General features: G+C 60.8%; 13 protein-coding genes. 4 read left to right on the top strand and 9 right to left on the bottom strand.

What is annotated here, in order from left to right; genetic code table 11:
- Window positions 1-48: 48 nt before the first annotated feature.
- On the bottom strand, window positions 49-2,040 hold the full coding sequence (locus MKZ87_RS06595; protein WP_085696421.1) for a methyl-accepting chemotaxis protein: 1,992 nt from the start codon (window positions 2,038-2,040) through the stop codon (window positions 49-51).
- A gap of 382 nt (window positions 2,041-2,422) precedes the next feature.
- On the opposite strand from MKZ87_RS06595, the gene MKZ87_RS06590 reads away from it, so the two are divergent.
- Entirely contained in the window at window positions 2,423-2,956 is a 534-nt protein-coding gene (locus tag MKZ87_RS06590; protein ID WP_085696420.1) for a hypothetical protein, read from the top strand.
- A gap of 53 nt (window positions 2,957-3,009) precedes the next feature.
- On the opposite strand, the gene MKZ87_RS06585 is transcribed toward MKZ87_RS06590, so the two are convergent.
- The 6 genes from MKZ87_RS06585 to MKZ87_RS06560 form a co-directional block, all read right to left on the bottom strand.
- The gene (locus tag MKZ87_RS06585) at window positions 3,010-3,954 is read right to left on the bottom strand and encodes a GNAT family N-acetyltransferase (protein WP_266200447.1); all 945 of its coding nucleotides are present in this window, start codon (window positions 3,952-3,954) and stop codon (window positions 3,010-3,012) included.
- A complete protein-coding gene (locus MKZ87_RS06580; protein WP_266200446.1) occupies window positions 3,954-5,243 on the bottom strand; it encodes a phenylacetate--CoA ligase family protein in 1,290 nt (429 codons plus the stop codon). The genes MKZ87_RS06585 and MKZ87_RS06580 overlap by 1 nt, the downstream gene beginning before the upstream one ends.
- Complete coding sequence (locus tag MKZ87_RS06575; protein WP_266200445.1) at window positions 5,227-7,677, bottom strand: aldehyde dehydrogenase family protein; 2,451 nt, start codon at window positions 7,675-7,677, stop codon at window positions 5,227-5,229. Before MKZ87_RS06575 ends, MKZ87_RS06580 begins: the two co-directional genes overlap by 17 nt.
- Window position 7,678: 1 nt before the next feature.
- A complete protein-coding gene (locus MKZ87_RS06570; protein WP_085696413.1) occupies window positions 7,679-8,809 on the bottom strand; it encodes an acyl-protein synthase in 1,131 nt (376 codons plus the stop codon).
- Window positions 8,810-8,824: 15 nt separating this feature from the next.
- On the bottom strand, window positions 8,825-10,072 hold the full coding sequence (locus MKZ87_RS06565; RefSeq protein WP_266200444.1) for an MFS transporter: 1,248 nt from the start codon (window positions 10,070-10,072) through the stop codon (window positions 8,825-8,827).
- A 261-nt stretch (window positions 10,073-10,333) separates the two neighbouring features.
- The gene (locus MKZ87_RS06560; protein WP_181457857.1) at window positions 10,334-10,471 is read right to left on the bottom strand and encodes a hypothetical protein; all 138 of its coding nucleotides are present in this window, start codon (window positions 10,469-10,471) and stop codon (window positions 10,334-10,336) included.
- 157 nt (window positions 10,472-10,628) lie between these two features.
- Here MKZ87_RS06560 and MKZ87_RS06555 point away from each other — a divergent pair, with 157 nt between their 5' ends.
- The gene (locus tag MKZ87_RS06555) at window positions 10,629-10,817 is read left to right on the top strand and encodes a hypothetical protein (RefSeq protein WP_007957552.1); all 189 of its coding nucleotides are present in this window, start codon (window positions 10,629-10,631) and stop codon (window positions 10,815-10,817) included.
- An 18-nt stretch (window positions 10,818-10,835) separates the two neighbouring features.
- Here MKZ87_RS06555 and MKZ87_RS06550 read toward each other — a convergent pair whose 3' ends face one another.
- A complete protein-coding gene (locus MKZ87_RS06550) occupies window positions 10,836-11,213 on the bottom strand; it encodes a fe2+ zn2+ uptake regulation protein (RefSeq protein WP_085703067.1) in 378 nt (125 codons plus the stop codon).
- A 293-nt stretch (window positions 11,214-11,506) separates the two neighbouring features.
- Here MKZ87_RS06550 and MKZ87_RS06545 point away from each other — a divergent pair, with 293 nt between their 5' ends.
- Window positions 11,507-13,849, top strand: coding sequence for an acylase (locus MKZ87_RS06545; protein WP_266200443.1), 2,343 nt, complete (start codon window positions 11,507-11,509; stop codon window positions 13,847-13,849).
- 61 nt (window positions 13,850-13,910) lie between these two features.
- Here MKZ87_RS06545 and MKZ87_RS06540 read toward each other — a convergent pair whose 3' ends face one another.
- Window positions 13,911-14,912, bottom strand: a complete 1,002-nt coding sequence (locus tag MKZ87_RS06540; RefSeq protein ID WP_085703065.1) for a FecR family protein — start codon at window positions 14,910-14,912, stop codon at window positions 13,911-13,913.
- A 154-nt stretch (window positions 14,913-15,066) separates the two neighbouring features.
- Here MKZ87_RS06540 and MKZ87_RS06535 point away from each other — a divergent pair, with 154 nt between their 5' ends.
- Window positions 15,067-15,336: a PepSY domain-containing protein gene (locus tag MKZ87_RS06535; protein ID WP_007957544.1), complete on the top strand. Its 270-nt coding sequence runs from the start codon at window positions 15,067-15,069 to the stop codon at window positions 15,334-15,336.
- The last annotated feature ends 21 nt before the right edge of the window (window positions 15,337-15,357 follow it).

The raw sequence follows: 15,357 nt of genomic DNA, 5'->3' as shown, positions 1-15,357 counted from the left end.
ATCGTAGATCAAAGCTGACAGGCCGCTGAGCACAAGATGACAAAACTGTCAGCGCACCTTGAAACGCCCCATGATCGCGCTTACCCGGCTGTTGGCTTCCAGCAGCTGGCGGGTGTTGAGTTCGCTGGCCTGGCCGCTTTCTACCAGTTCATCAACCATGTGGCGGATCTGCACCATGCTGCGGTTGATCTCTTCGGTGACCGCACTTTGCTGTTCGGCGGCGGTGGCGATCTGAGTGCTGAGGCTGTTGATGTGGCTGACTGCACCGGCCATTTCGTCCAGCCCGCTGTTGACCCGGGTGGTGGCATCGGCGGCCGACTGGCAGCTGGCCTGGGTGTTTTCCATGGCGCTGACCGACGAGCTCACGCCTTGGGTCAGGCGGGTCAACATCTCGTTGATTTCCGAGGTACTGGCCTGCGTGCGGGCGGCGAGGGCACGGACTTCGTCCGCCACCACCGCAAAACCGCGACCCTGTTCACCAGCCCGTGCCGCTTCGATCGCAGCGTTGAGCGCCAGCAGGTTGGTCTGGCCGGCGATGGCGCCAATCACACCAAGGATTTCGGTGATGCGCTGGGCGTCCTGCTGCATGCTTTCTACCTTGTGGGTGGCGCTGGCCACCTCGTCGATCAACGCCACCACGCTGCCGGACGCTTCACCGACCACGATGCGCGAACGGTCGGCGTTTTCGTTGGCGCGCTGGGTGAAGGCGGCGGTTTCGGCGGCATTTTGCGCGACACTTTCGGCGGTCGAGCTCATTTCGTTGATCGCGGTAACCGTCTGATCGGTTTCCGAAGCGTGACGCAGCAGAATCTGGCTGGTGTGCGCCGAGGTGCGTTGCAGGTTGTCGAGGCTCGAAGCCATGGCGCCGGTAGCCTGGGTGACTTCGCCGATCATGTTTTGCAGGTAGGCGATGAAGGTGTTGACCGAATGCCCGATGGCGCCGAGTTCGTCTTCAGCGCGGATGGTGATGCGCCGGGTCAGGTCGGCATCGCCGCTGGACAGCGAATCGATATTGGCTTTCAGCGCTTTCATGCGCGAAACCAGTTGGCGGATCGCGTAGACCTGCAACAGCACCAGCAGAATCACCAGCGGAATCTGCAACAGGCTCAGACTGCTGAGCACGTCGTCACGCTGGGCGGTGAGCATTTTGGTGGGCAGCGCGGTGGCGAGGAACCACGGGGTGCCTTCGATCGGACGCATGAAGAACGTGCTGGCTTCACCGTGGTTGTCGAATTCGACGCGCTGCGCCTGCTCGCGGTTTTGCAATCCGGCCTTGACTTGGCTGGCGAAGGTGGAGCCGCCGGCCAGTTCGCTGATGTTTTTCAGCACGATCGGCCCGCTGATGCGCGAACTGTTGCTGATGATCTTGCCGTCGGCCTCGACAATCAGCATTTCGGCGTTGAGGTCTTTTTCCTTGCGCGCCACCAGATCGTTGAAGAAGCCCAGGGTCACGTCGATGGTCGAGACGCCCCAGGCGCTGCCGTTTTTCTGAATGGCCATGGCGCAGTTGGTGCGTGGTTCGGCGCTGGCGTCATCTTTATAGGCAGCAGCCCAGGCACACTGGCCGCGCGGGGTCTGCATGCCGCCCTTGTACCAGCTCTGGTCGTAATAGTTGGGGGCCGCGTCGCTGTTCCAGAAGGTGTTCACCGCCAGTTTGCCGGAGGCATCACGGTGCCAGAACGTACTGAACTTGTTGCGTCCGGCCTCACGCTGACCGGGCAACGGCCAGATGCCGCCGCCGAATACTTTCAGTTCACCGTATTGATCCACCAGCCCAGGCAACACGGTGTCGATGGCTGCGCTGTCGAGCAACGGAATGGTCTGGGTGATGCTGCGCTGTTGCGCCTGGACCTTGTTCAATTCGCCCTGGATCTGCTCGGCCACTTCCGCAATGCGGTTGAGCACGACTTGTTCTTCGGTATGGCGCAGCTTGGGCGCGACCAGTTGGCTGATGCCAACCACCGTCAGAACTGACAACAGCAGAATGAACAGAACCAGAAACAGCGTGTAGCGAGCCTGAATGGTACGGAATGCGGGCATGGAAACCGGTCCTTGAGCAGGGATTCTTATTGTGGGCAGGGAAAAAAACAGCGCGGGTTTCCTAACGTATCGTCGGGTCCTCGGGAAGCTTTAGGTACTTTCGTCCTAAAAAAAGCGATCCCGACCAAAGGAACATATCGGGCCTGATACACAAGAACTAACCGGGCCGAACATTAGAGCAATAAACCCACTTTAATCACCTTGTCATGATCGCTCTCGTCCCGTATTTCCGGGCGGTTTACGGTTTGTATCGTGAATGTACAAAAATTGTAAAAAAGTGCAGAAAGGAGTTGGTGCCACTAGTTTGCCGGCCGATACTCCGGGCAACTCAAAAGTGGTTCAACAAGGAATTTTTCATGTTTTCTTCGCAAGGAGCCTGCGCATGACTATCGGATATACCGGTGCCTGGCAACCCAAGGCGGGTTTGCTGGTTCGAGATACAGCAAGCTCGAGCAAACCGGTTTCTCAAAGCGTGAAGGTCAAGCAGATGCTGGCCCTGGTCGGCAACGATCCCACCGTGATCAATACGGCGGAAATGGACAAGCAGGGTCTGCACAAGAACATCAAGGGTTTCGATCCGACCAATGTTTCGGCCAAGCAACTGGGCAGCCTGAGCGCAATGCTGCGTAGCCGCGGCCTGATTTCCGAAATCACGTCCATGACCTTGCTCAATGCAGGCGACAAGTTCGATCGCTTCGGCATCCAGAAAGACCCGGATGCCAAGTTCAATGCGCTGGAGTATTTCGCCACGCAACTCGATACCATCCAGAACAACAATCTCAAGGGCAACAAGTACGCGAATACGTTGATCCCCGAGTACAAGAAAGCCATTTATGTACTGCAGAGCCTGCAGACTTACGGTCAGGGCGGGGAGCGCAAGCCTCCTACCGATCAAGGTGTAAAAGCCAAGGCCTGAAAGACAGGGCCCACTCCGGTAACGGGGTGGGCCCTTTCGTTTATATGCGGCGTTTATGGGCGGCTGCCACTTCTGCGATGACAGGCCGGCGGTGCGATCTGCCGCTGCATATCGTCATGCAATCGCTGCATTTGCGGGCAATGCAAGGTCAGGGATTTGGGCTGGAATCCCCGATGAAACAACGCCAGCCATCCTGCTCCTCTGTCATCGGGCGCCAGTCCGCTGAACACGAAGCCTATCGTCGTCAGCCGGTGCCAGGCCTTGTCGAAACCCTGCGCCAGCCTGAGTCTGATCGATATCAGCCAATGGTCGGGCAGTTGCTGCAATTCTTTGAGCAAACTGTCGTCCACTTCTTTGAAAACCCCGTCATATCGCCCCCAGCGCGGCTCCAGCTGCGCCGGCGCGCCGATCCACGGCGACACGTTCAACCGCGTTCCGAACACGTCGCACAGCTGTTGCATGAACTCACGGCATTCATCCGGCCAGGTCAATGCCGGCAGCGGGCGCTGATAACCATCGACGGGGGCGTAACCCAATACCAGCGATTCCGTCACGGCGTCGCCAAAGGGCGACGGCGCATGATCGGGCAATAAGCCGGTGTTGTGAAACCCAAGACCGGCGGCCATTTTCTGCGTGTAGGGGTGATGGGTCATTTGCTTGATCGTGACGCCCTGATAACCCAACGCTTGCGCATGGATCAGCAAGTGCCGGCCCAGTTCAGTGGCGACGTTCTGCCCACGGATCTGCGGATCCACCACGCTCAGCGCCAGCTCGGCGATGGACGATTCCTTGTCGAGAATCAGCGTGGAGTGGCCCGCCACCCGATTGTCGGACACCGCCACCAACGAATGCCAGCGGCCGTCGGCGTGGTTCTGGCTGATCAACCGGGGCAGGTAAACATGCGGCTGAGCGTAATGGTCGCCATAGATCTTCCTGAACAGGCGACTGACCGCCGCAGCGTCGCTGGTGCGATAACTTCGCAGGGTGATGGAATCCATCAGCAACGCTCCTGGTTATGGCCGTTGTAGACACGACGGTCCAGCACACGCTGACGTTTGCCGGAGCGTGGATGACGTTCCAGTTCCTGCGTCGTGCAGCAGCGAATCCGCAGCGCAAGCTGGTGATCGGCGCTCAGTTGCTCGATCAACGGATAGTCTTCGAGCAAGGCGCGATGCAGCGTCTGGTCGGCTTCAGCGATTGCCGGTGACAGAGCGTCCGGTGCCCAGTGCAGACGCAGAATATCCGTCGCACCCTCCTGCTCGATCACCAGTTGCCATTCGTCGCTGCCGGTGATGCGCCACACTGTCTCGCCGATCGATTGCGGCAGCAGGGTCAGGATACCCACGCGCACCCGCTGGCTGTCGGCGCAGCGGCCCATCAATGCGAATTTGCGCCGGGGCGTGCCGGACGGTTCGCACCAGCATGCACGGTCACCGACCGGGTAGCGGATCAACGGCATCAACCGGCGTGTGAGGTTGGTCATCACCAGTCGCCCGGACCGGCCGCATTCTTCGATCACTTCGCCGCTGTTCTCGTCGAGGATTTCCAGCAGTGCGTGACCTTCAGGAACCCGATGTTCACCCAGGGCACAGTCGCGATGACTGGCACCGATGAAGCCGGCGTCGACGCTGGCGTAGCCGATGGACGCCACTCGGGCTTTGGGAAACACTCGCTCAAGCCGTCGCAACTGGGCGTCAAACAGGCTTTCACCGGCGTAAAGCAGGGCGGTGATGTGCTCGAGAGTCCGGCCCTGTTGTTCGAGCCAGGCTGCGAAGGTCAGCAGATGGGCGGGCAGGCCCGCCAGCACGTTGATCCGGTGCCGGGTAATTGCATCGGTCAGCAGGATCGAGTCGACATGGCCGGTAAAGGGAAACTCGACAACCTCGGTTTGCACATGCGCCAGGGCATCGTGGGTAAAGATGAAACTGGCATACAGGTCACCGACAAAAAACAGGTTGGCGACCCGGTCCCCGGCGTTCAATTGCGCACCGAGGCTGCGACCGAAGTCTGTTACCAGCGTCCGCCATTCCTCGCGCCGGAACAGTGAAAACTTGCCGGCGCTGGTGGTGCCTCCGGTCTTGAACACCAGCGCGTCAGTCAGCGGCGCTGTCAGGGCAGGCCAATGGTCGAGGTCATGACTGCCTTTCCAGTATTCCCCTGGGTCAATCACCGGCAGTTGTTCCAGTGATGTGACCGGCCGGGAAAGTTCGGCGAAGTGACGCGCATAAAAGCCGGAATACTGTCGAGCAAAGGTGACCAGCTCTTGCCATTCAAACCGTGTGTTCATGTTCGGTTCCTTGCGTGTCTGTGCAGGGACCAACGCCCCGATTGTCGATCAGCAACGGCGTCTTGCCGCTGTGTTTGTTGCGGGTGAACCGGTCGCTGCCGCAAACCTCTACCTCGACGGTCAGCAGCCCGGTCTGGATGAGCGTGGCCAGCGTCGGGTAATCCAGCAGGCGACGCTGAACATCATCGGATAGCCTCGGGCTGCGAAAACGCATGCGCTCCAGTCCGTCCGGGGCATGCTCGAGGATCAGCTGGAACTCGGTCTCCAGGTGCTCTGCCAGTTGCGACAGACAGATGAAGTCGGTGCCGATGCGGATCAACTTGCCGTGACGTTGCAGCAGCTCGAAGCGCGGCGTAGGCAGCCCGCAGTCACACATGCCGGGGAGCCAGCGACCGCTGTCACCGACGTCGTAGCGCTGAACGTCCTGGCCTTCGCGCTCAATGGAGGTAAACACCAGGCGCCCGGTTTCATTACCGGTCACCGCACGATCCGACTCGAAATCGACGATCTCCAGGTGCTGGATATCGCTCATCAGATGGAACACCCCATCGCCGGTGGCCGGGCAGGCATGGCCGAGCGGTCCGGCGTCGACGCTGCCGTAAATGGCCGAGCGGATCAGCCTGACGCCGCAGCTGCGCATCAGGGCGAGGCTTTGTTCACCGGGATGTTCGCCGCCGAGGAAGACTTTTTCGATCCCGCCATAGGTACGCAGTCGTGCCTGCTCGTTGAGGAACAGACGGTGCAGGGTGCTGGGCATGCCGACCAGTACGGTGACGCGCTGATCGATGATGACCTGCGCGATCTCGCGGTAATCGTCATCGGCCGGAGCCCCCATCGGCAGGTGCGTGGCACCCAGCAGTTCCAGCACTTTGGAGAAACTGAAGAAACCGCCATACAGCCCCCCACTGAAGAACAGGTTCATTACCCGGTCGCAACTCGGGTCGAGCCCCGCCGCGAACAACCCGTCAGCGCTGGCGCGCATCTGTCGATCGAAATCGCGGTAGCTGTAACCGGCCAGCGCCGGGGTGCCGCTGCTGCCACCCGAGCGGAAATACAAGCGGGCCGCCGGATGGATAGGACGGCTGACGAAGGTCTCCTTGCTCATGATCGGCAGATTGGCCACGCGGGGTGGCGCCGGCAGCGGATCGAGCGTGGCGCAGGTCGTCAGTGCCGTCGTCGACAGGCTGACCGACACGCGCCGGCTCAAGCGTTGCAGGGCATACACGCCGTCGTGGGGCTCGCCTTCGTAACCATCGTGAATCGCCTGCACCGGGGTAATCCGTGTGACGCCGGCGGCAATCAGCGTCCGGGCCAGTCCGGCCATTTCGTGATCGGCACACATCAGTCCGGCGCTTTGCAATACGTTTCGCCAAGGCAGTAGCGCCTCGGTGACCCGCGGACGTGGCACAGGCTTGAGCAGCAGACTGCGAAACAGCGGCGAGGGGCCCAGTTGCCGGTCGTGGTTCCAGATGACGCGCCAGTCCGGCGCCTGCCAGACCTGTCCGCTGGCCCCGCCAAAGCTCTGAGCCAGTCGCGCCATCGCGGTTCGGGTGGTGATTTGCGAAGCCTCCTGAATTGAAGGTTGCAAGGCCGGCCAGTGTCGGGATCGACGTTCGAATGCCTCGGCCATGCCATTGCCGATCGAGCGCAAGACGTTCTCGTCGTCACTGTCCACCAGCAGCCATTGCGGACTGGAACAAGCCTGCTGGTCGAGGCGGCAGACTTCATCGGCCACGGCGTCCAGCGCTTGTGGCGAGACCGCTGCCGGTGTCAGGTAGATGAAACTGATGCGGTGGCCCCAGTCGATCCAGCGACATCCAGGCGCGAGTTGCTGGCGGATGGCTTGCAGCGCGGACTCGCCGCCCCACACCGACACTCCGTTGGCCTGTTGGCACAATTCACCGATCCGCGCCGTGCTGGCCGGAACGACTGCAACATGCCCGGCGATTTGGCCGGTGGCATCGCACTGCGCCAATCCATGCAGCAATTGCGCGGTCATTCCCTGATCGCTGCTGCTGGGCCGCAACCAGTTGACGTTGCCGGCCAGCAGTCCCTCGATCACCGCGCAGAACGCCAGCAACGGCGAGTTGCCGGGAGTGATGTGGACCACCAGGCCCAGCGGACTCCAGCGTTCAAAGCGCGGCTGGCGATAATCGAGGCGACGCAGGCTGGCCGGTTGTGCGCCGAGTTCGCGCTCAAGCTTGCAGCGCAGCGCAGCGGGTTGGCAGAACCCGATCAGTAACTGACGTTGTTCAGCGTCGAGCGGAAAGGGCAGATCCGGGTCTTGCAGGCGTCTGGCAAAGGTAGCCGCCGTGTCAAGGACCGTCGCCGTGTCCAGCGGCGTGACCAGCCGTTGTGGCAAGTCCGGATAAAGCTTTTCCAATGCGAGGTCGAAGGTGTAGTCGTCGTGAAGTTGTCCGTTGATCAGGTACATATCAGTGCTTCCCCAGCAGTTCAGACGCGGCCATGGCGCAGCTTCGGCCGGCGGTGGTGGCCGCCCGGCCATGCAGTTCGAACCAGTCCACTGGCAGCCCGCAGCCGCAACTGTCGCCGGGATGCAGGGTGGCGAGGTCACTCATGACCACCGCGTGCGCCGGGCTCGACGAAATGTAAGGCGAGACAAAACTCAGCAAGCCTTGACGGCCATACGGCAGCAGCGAGAAGTCGGCGGGATCACGTACCAAGACCTTCGAATAGACCGGTACGTGGAAGTGGTGGTCAGCGCACTCGAGGTACGGCACTGCATGCTCGACCGCGCCGTAACCGTCACGGCAGCGGGACACCTCGATGCCCAATTGGCGGTGGATCCGCTCGTACAGTTGCCGGCGGGGAATCTCTTGCGCCGCCTGGGTTTTCCAGCCGCCGCCAAACAGCGCCAGCGAACCTTCTGCCAGTTGCAGATCGGCCACCCCGGTGGCCTGCATGCGTTGCAGGGTCTGCCAGAGAAATGCGGGGAAACCGAAGATTCGTACCGGCAAGCCTTCCTCGGCGAAGGACTGCAAGGCGGCGATTACGCCAAAGCTGTCGAATTCATGGCCGTTGCCCGTACGGCGCAGTGCATAGGCCACGCGGTTGACGGGGGCGAAGCGGCACAGGAACTGATCGGTGAAGGACGTTCCCAGGCTGATGCGTCCTTCGGGTTCATAGCTCAGCAGCAGGTAGTTGCACGGCGTGTCCGGGGTGTCCCAGGCATAGTGCCGGAAGATTCGTTCGACCATGTTCTGGGCCGCGCTCAGGCTGCGTTCGTCATAACGCATGCGGCTTTTCTCGCCGCTTGTGCCGGAGGAGGTGAGCTCCCGAGCGTCCGCTGCGGTGGAGCTGAGCAAAGCCTGGCGCTTGAAGTAACTGGCGAAAACCGGCGGGAGTCGCGACCAGTCATCGAGGTGATCCAGATCGCCCACGGTCAGGCCATTGGCGTTCAGCCAGTGTTCGTAGCCGGGTGTGTGCTGGCAGTGAAACCGGCTGATCTCGGCCATGGCCTGGCTGAACAGTCCGTCCGGCACGGAATCCGGGCAATAGGGTTGCGTCAACGCGCAGAGCGCGTCGCTGTGGGGGAGGTGGTTCATCAGGCGTCCTTTTCTTTATGTTGAAGAGGCGGAGTCTGTCGGGGCATGTGGCAGAAACCGGTACAGCAGAGGCAGGCTGAGCAAACCGCCCAGCGCCGCCAGAATGGCGAAGGATTCCAGACGGTTGCCGCCGCCGGTGGCAGCAATCAGCGAGCCACCGACACCCATCACGGCAATCGAAATCATGCCGATCGCAGCGGAGACCAGTCCTTTGCTGTCATCGCTGGAAAACAGAGCCAGCCGGTACAGCGCGGCGTTGCTCATGCCAAGCCCGACGGCATACAGCGCAAGACCGGTCATCAATCCGGCAAGGGAAAGGCCGGTCAGTGCGGTGGCTATCAAGGTCAGCAACCCCAGGCAGAACGGCCAGAGCGCCAGACGAATCAATTGCGGCAGATCCCGCGAATTGAGCAGTCTGTCGAGGATCAGATTGCCGACGATCACCGCCGAGAACACCGGAATTTGCCACAGCGCATATTCGCGGGTCGTCAGGCCCAGCAACTGAACCAGCAACAGCGGCGCGAGACCGATCCAGGCAATCAGCGGCAGGCTCATCAGACCCAGGGCAAGGCAGATGCCGACGAACCGGTGATTGCGCAGCAGCGCCACGTAACGGGTCCTGATCTGGCGGAAGGAGAAGGGGATCGGCGCTTGTTGACCGCCATCGTGGCGGACAACGCCGATCGTCTCCGGCATGCAGGCATACAGTCCGATCCAGGTCAGTGTCGCGATCAGGCCCAGGCCGAGAAACAGCTCGCGCCAGCTCAGCCACTCCAGCAGCAGACTGCCGAGCAGCGGACCGAGCAGGGGCGAAAGCAGGGCGACGTTGCCCAGCAGTGCCATCAGTCGCACGGCATCGGCCTCGCAGAAGACTTCCTGAAGGGCGGGATAACTGACCGCCACGACAAATCCCAGGCCCATGCCTTGCAACAGTCGCAGGGCGTTGAACACTTCGATGCCGGGCGTGGCGACGGCCGCCGCACAGGTCATGCCGAACAGCGCACAACCGGCGAGCAACAGCGGGCGCCGGCCAAACCGGTCGGACAAAGGCCCGATCAGCCATTGCAGGCAGACGCCGCCGATCAGATAGAGATTGAACGCATTGGGAATGTGAGCCGCATCGGCTTCCAGATCCCGGGTGACGGTCAGCATGGCCGGCATGACCATGTCGCTGGCCATGTAGGTCAGCCATTCGAACAGCGTGATGGCGAGACAGAAGCCGAGCGCCTGGAGTGGCGGGAGGGGAATGAGAGTTCGTTGCATGCGCTTTCACGATCGTCGAGAGGTAGCGCAAGAGTAGGGAGGAGCGGGGAATGTCCCTAAGCCATTGGTGTGACGGTATATGACGAGGTTGTGCGTAATGTTACGGAGGGCAGCATTCCTACTTGAGGAGGCGAAGACTCCTATACCGGTAATCGCCGATCCATAAAAAACGCCCACATTCCTGCGGGCAATTCTCCTGACGCTTAAATCCGTTGTTGCATTTGAACGGATGGACGCTGGCATCCTTTCCGCGAGATTGACTTAACGATGGTAGTAATAGCCCGGGCCAGGCGCGTAGTGGCGATGATCGCCATGCCAGCCGCCGTGGGGAAAGATGATGCAGCCGCTCAGGGTGAGCAGTGCAAGGACAGGAATCAGCCAGGTGATTCGACGCAGCATTTCAAAGATCCTCATGGTTGACGCCGCTTGAAGCCAAAGCTCTTCATCGGCTGTAACATGAGACCCCGTTAACGGCGGCGCATCCCCGTCAAAAGGTATGCGCATGGCATCAACGCCGATACAAACCCGATACATTCCAACGGTTCAGGAACCTGTAATGACCCATAAGCAACGCTTGATATATTCGATTCTGATCGCTGTCGCCGTACTGCTGATCATGCTCGGCCTGTCCTGGCTGCAAAACGCCGGCAAGCTCAGCGAGCAAACGTTCCAGTACATCGCCATCGGTGTGGCGGTAGTGGTCGTGGTGATCAACGGCGTGATGCGCCGCAAGGTCAAGCCCTGACGGCGTCTGCCGCGTGCATCAATCGCTGTTGAGCACGGCGGCAGCCTGGGGATGGAGGCTGTAGCTCTTGTCGTCGTTGAACGTGATCACGCCTTCGGCGCACAGGCGCTTGAGTACTTCGCGCACGCTGAGAAAGGACAACGGAATGTCCAGATCCAGCAGTTGGCTATGCACGCCACGCACACCCAGGCGACGGTCGTCCTCGGCGGCGACCAGCAAGGTGTCGATGACCTTGAGGCGAATCAGGCTGGTGCGCAGGCCGAAGCTTTTAAGCAGCAAACGGATGCGTTCATTGCCGTGACGCTCGACCCGTTGCCCGAATACGTCGGCGTGCGAACCCATGGGCGCTCCTTTGGGGGTCTGGCTACCTTCCGATGGTAGTGGCGGGTTGTACATGCGATTACTCCTTTCAGAGCCTGATCAGGAAAGGTTTCTTGTGCTCTCTCTAAACAAGACGTTTCAGCTCGACAAATCATGAAGCGAAAAATGTAGAAATTTTGTCGTCGTTTCGTCTTTTCCCCGTGATCACGGCGCCAAACGGGTGTGTGACCGACTAAATTTTTTTCCGCGGCTTCGTTTTCTGAACAGGCTCATTGCGCGTGACGCGTGGGTGATTTCAGAGCGAGCCGGGCCCGACGTGTTCACGGTGGCGGGTGGTTCGCTCTTCGGCATTTCGATCAGGAGCGAGCGTGACTATTTCCAGGCAATTCACCGGACTGACCCTTGCCGGCCTGTTTCTCGGGCTGAGTCTGTCGGCGCAGGCGTTCAGCCCTTCCGCTTCCGGGCAGGCCGGCGCCGATATCCGTCGCACAGGTTATGGCGTACCGCACATCCGCGCGGAAAACGAACGCGGACTCGGTTTCGGCATCGGTTATGCCTATGCGCAGGACAACCTGTGCCTGCTGGCCAACGAGATCGTGACGGTCAACGGCGAGCGGTCACGGTACTTCGGGCCGGAGCAACTGACGGTCGAGGAGCGCGAGAACCGCGTCAGCGATCTGTTTTTCCAATGGCTCAACACGCCCCAGGCAGTGAATGCCTTCTGGCAGGCGCAGCCGGTCGAAGTGCGTGATCTGGTGGAAGGATATGCCGCCGGCTACAACCGTTATCTGGCCGAGCGCCGCCAGCAGGGGCTGCCGCAACAGTGCCAGGGTGAATGGGTGCGCGATATCGCCGCCGAAGACCTCGTGAAGCTGACCCGTCGTCTGCTGGTCGAGGGCGGTGTCGGGCAGTTCGCCGAAGCTTTGGCGGGTGCAACACCGCCGCAATCCACAGCGCAGATCGAAAACGATGCACGGGCTTACCAACTGGCGGACACGCGGTTGCAACGCTTCGCCCTGGACCGCGGCAGCAACGCCGTGGCGGTGGGCAGCGAGCGCTCGTTCAATGGTCGCGGGATGCTGCTGGCCAACCCGCATTTCCCGTGGGTCGGCGGCATGCGTTTTTATCAGATGCACCTGACCATCCCCGGCAAACTGGATGTGATGGGCGCGGCGCTGCCGGGCCTGCCGATGATCAACATCGGCTTCAACCAGCACCTGGCGTGGACCCATACCGTCGACTCGTCCAAGCACTTCACCCTGTATCGCCTGCAACTCGATCCGAAGGATCCGACCCGTTACCTGCTCGACGGCCAGTCCCTGCCGATGAACAAGCAGACCGTCACGGTGCAGGTCAAACAGGCAGACGGCCAGGTCGTGCCGGTCTCGCGGGATGTGTACAGTTCGCAGTTCGGGCCGATCGTACAGTGGCCCGGCAAACTCGACTGGAACAATCAGTTCGCCTACAGCCTGCGCGATGCCAACCTCGAAAATGACCGGGTGCTGAAGCAGTGGTACGCCATGAACCGCGCCGGCAATCTCAAGGATCTGCAGGATTCGGTGCACACGATCCAGGGCATCCCGTGGGTCAATACGCTGGCCGTTGATGACAAGGGCCAGACGCTGTACATGAACCTGTCGGTGGTGCCGAACGTCAGTGCCGACAAACTGGCCAAGTGCAGCGACCCGCGCATCGGCCTGCAAATGATCGTGCTCGACGGCTCCAACAGCGCCTGCGCCTGGGACATCGACCCGCAAGCCGCGCAAAAGGGCATTTACGCCTCCAGCCAGTTGCCGCAGCTGTTGCGCAAGGACTTCGTCCAGCACTCCAACGACTCGGCCTGGCTGGCCAACCCGGCGCAACCGCTGACCGGTTTCTCGCCGCTGATCAGTCAGGACGGGCAGCCTCTGGGCCTGCGCTCGCGCTTTGCGCTGGATCGTCTGGCGACGCTGGACAAGAAAGGCCCGCTGTCGGTGCAGGACCTGCAACACATGGTGATGGACGATCAGGTGTTCCTGGCAACTCAGGTGATGCCGGATCTGTTCAAGTTCTGTGCCTCGCAGTCTGAGGCGGCGTTGAAATCGGTGTGCAGCAGTCTGAAAGCGTGGGACGGGCGGGCGAATCTGGACTCGGGCATCGGCCTGGTGCATTTCCAGAGCATCATGCAAGCGATGCAGGAATCGCCGCAGGCCTGGCGCGTGGCGTTCGATCCGAAGGACGCGCAGCACACACCGCGCGGACTGGCCGTCGAAAATCCCGACGTGGCCAAGGCGTTGCGCGAGGCCATGCTGGCGTCGGCCGAGTCGGCGACAAAAATGGGTCTGACCGAGAAAACCCGTTGGGGCGACGTGCAGGTGGTCAGCAGTGGTGGCCAGCAAACCCCGATTCACGGTGGCCCGGGCACGCTGGGCATCTACAACGCCATCCAGAGCGTGCCCCGTGAAGACGGCAAGCTGGAAGTGGTCAGTGGCACCAGTTATCTGCAAGTTGTGACGTTCGATGACAAGGGGCCGCATGCCCAGGGCCTGCTCGCGTTCTCGCTGTCCAGCGATCCGGCATCGAAATACGCCCGTGACCAGACCGAGGCGTTCTCGAAGAAACAGTGGAGCGTGTTGCCGTTCACCGAACAGCAGATCAAGGCCGATCCGCAGTATCAGGTACAGACCGTACGCGATGATCTGGAAAAAGCAGGGAAAGTCGCGGCGCAGTAATCAGCCGTCCGAGGGACTGACACCGTAAAAGCAGAAGGCCGCTCCCTCACGGGAACGGCCTTCAGTTTTTTCGCGGTTGTTGCGGCATCGGATTGATCACCGGGTTGCCTTCCTTGTTGCGGGTCAGGAACACCGGCAACACCTTTGGCATCGAGCTGGCGAAACTGTTCAGCTCCTTGATGTTGTAAATGCCGCCCACCCGGATCGCGCCGGTTGCGCTGTCGGCGAGCATCAAGGGTTTGTCCAGGTAGCGGTTGATCATCGGCAGCGCTTCGTTCAGCGACAGGTTGTCGAGAATCAGTTTGCCGCTGCGCCAGGCCAGAGAAGTGTCATTGGCATAGGTCTGGCTGATTTGCGGCGTGAAGTCGCCGTGCCTGTAGCGGGCCTGCATGGAAGGGCCGAGGCGCAAGCCATCGCCCGACAGTTGAGTATTGCTGGTGACCAGTACGGAACCCTCGATCAGGTTCACCTTTACCTGATCTTCGTACATCCAGACGTTGAAACGGGTGCCGGTGACGCGGATCTTGCCTTCTGCGGCCCTGACGACAAACGGATGGCTCAGGTCATGGCTGACTTCGAAGAAGGCTTCACCCTTTTTCAGGGTGACGCGACGCTCGTCCTTGTAATTGCTGTAGGTCAGCTCGGTGTTGAGGTTCAGCTCGACCTGACTGCCGTCAGCCAGCGTGACATGGCGCACATTATCGGTGGCAGCGAAGTGTTGATAGCTGTCGGGCAGCCAACCCAGATTCCATCCGGTCCAGGCCGCCAGCGGCAGCGCCAGAGCGCAAACGGCGGCGGCTACTGCGTATTGGCGCCACGTCCGGGCCGGCGCAGTCTTCGGTACAACCACCGCAGGCTCGGGGCGCGGCAAATGCTCGGCGACATCCCAGATCTCCAGCATCGCCTCATACTCGAATGCGTGAAGCGGATGTGCATCGCGCCACTGTTCGAACGCCTGCCGCTCTTCAGCGGTGCAGTCAACGGCGTGCAGACGCATGCACCAATGCGCGGCGGCATCGGTGATGGCATCGTATTCGGCTTCCGAGAGGGTGTTCTGGGTCATTGACTCTTCCTGATTTCGCGCATTCTAACCTTGAGGGGAAGGCGCCGAGAACAACCGTCATGGCATTTACCCATCAAACGTTGAACTTTTTTCCGCTCAGGCGCCCCAAAAACCAGGACGTCCCATGAACCCTATCCATGAATGGAGTGAAAAAATGATCAAAAGAACCTTGGCCGCTTTCGTCGCAACCGCCAGTCTCCTGAGTGCAGGCGCGGCGCTGGCCGACCGTCCGGGCGCTGGATGGATCACTATCGAAAAGGCTATCGAAATCGTTAAAACCAAGGCCGGTTATGTCGAGGTCTACGAGATCGAGGCCGACAACAACGGCTATTGGAAAGGGGAAGGGCGCAAGGCGGACGGCGTGGTGTACGAGTTCCGTATCGATGGCGCGTCGGGCAATGTCTTGCGTGATCAGAAAGACTGATCCTGAGGCCGTTGCCGGAAT

Origin of the sequence: Pseudomonas sp. MCal1, assembly GCF_026341415.1 — a bacterium.
In the GTDB taxonomy this organism is placed as follows: Bacteria; Pseudomonadota; Gammaproteobacteria; order Pseudomonadales; family Pseudomonadaceae; genus Aquipseudomonas.
The sequence above is the reverse complement of the archived record's forward strand: the minus strand, read 5'-3'. Positions and strand labels throughout refer to the sequence as shown.

What these genes read in the sequence shown, in the direction of transcription:
- MKZ87_RS06595 (WP_085696421.1), bottom strand. Translation starts at nt 2,040, where the DNA reads ATGCCCGCATTCCGTACCATTCAGGCTCGCTACACGCTGTTTCTGGTT.
- MKZ87_RS06590 (WP_085696420.1), top strand. Translation starts at nt 2,423, where the DNA reads ATGACTATCGGATATACCGGTGCCTGGCAACCCAAGGCGGGTTTGCTG.
- MKZ87_RS06585 (WP_266200447.1), bottom strand. Translation starts at nt 3,954, where the DNA reads ATGGATTCCATCACCCTGCGAAGTTATCGCACCAGCGACGCTGCGGCG.
- MKZ87_RS06580 (WP_266200446.1), bottom strand. Translation starts at nt 5,243, where the DNA reads ATGAACACACGGTTTGAATGGCAAGAGCTGGTCACCTTTGCTCGACAG.
- MKZ87_RS06575 (WP_266200445.1), bottom strand. Translation starts at nt 7,677, where the DNA reads ATGTACCTGATCAACGGACAACTTCACGACGACTACACCTTCGACCTC.
- MKZ87_RS06570 (WP_085696413.1), bottom strand. Translation starts at nt 8,809, where the DNA reads ATGAACCACCTCCCCCACAGCGACGCGCTCTGCGCGTTGACGCAACCC.
- MKZ87_RS06565 (WP_266200444.1), bottom strand. Translation starts at nt 10,072, where the DNA reads ATGCAACGAACTCTCATTCCCCTCCCGCCACTCCAGGCGCTCGGCTTC.
- MKZ87_RS06560 (WP_181457857.1), bottom strand. Translation starts at nt 10,471, where the DNA reads ATGCTGCGTCGAATCACCTGGCTGATTCCTGTCCTTGCACTGCTCACC.
- MKZ87_RS06555 (WP_007957552.1), top strand. Translation starts at nt 10,629, where the DNA reads ATGACCCATAAGCAACGCTTGATATATTCGATTCTGATCGCTGTCGCC.
- MKZ87_RS06550 (WP_085703067.1), bottom strand. Translation starts at nt 11,213, where the DNA reads ATGTACAACCCGCCACTACCATCGGAAGGTAGCCAGACCCCCAAAGGA.
- MKZ87_RS06540 (WP_085703065.1), bottom strand. Translation starts at nt 14,912, where the DNA reads ATGACCCAGAACACCCTCTCGGAAGCCGAATACGATGCCATCACCGAT.
- MKZ87_RS06535 (WP_007957544.1), top strand. Translation starts at nt 15,067, where the DNA reads ATGATCAAAAGAACCTTGGCCGCTTTCGTCGCAACCGCCAGTCTCCTG.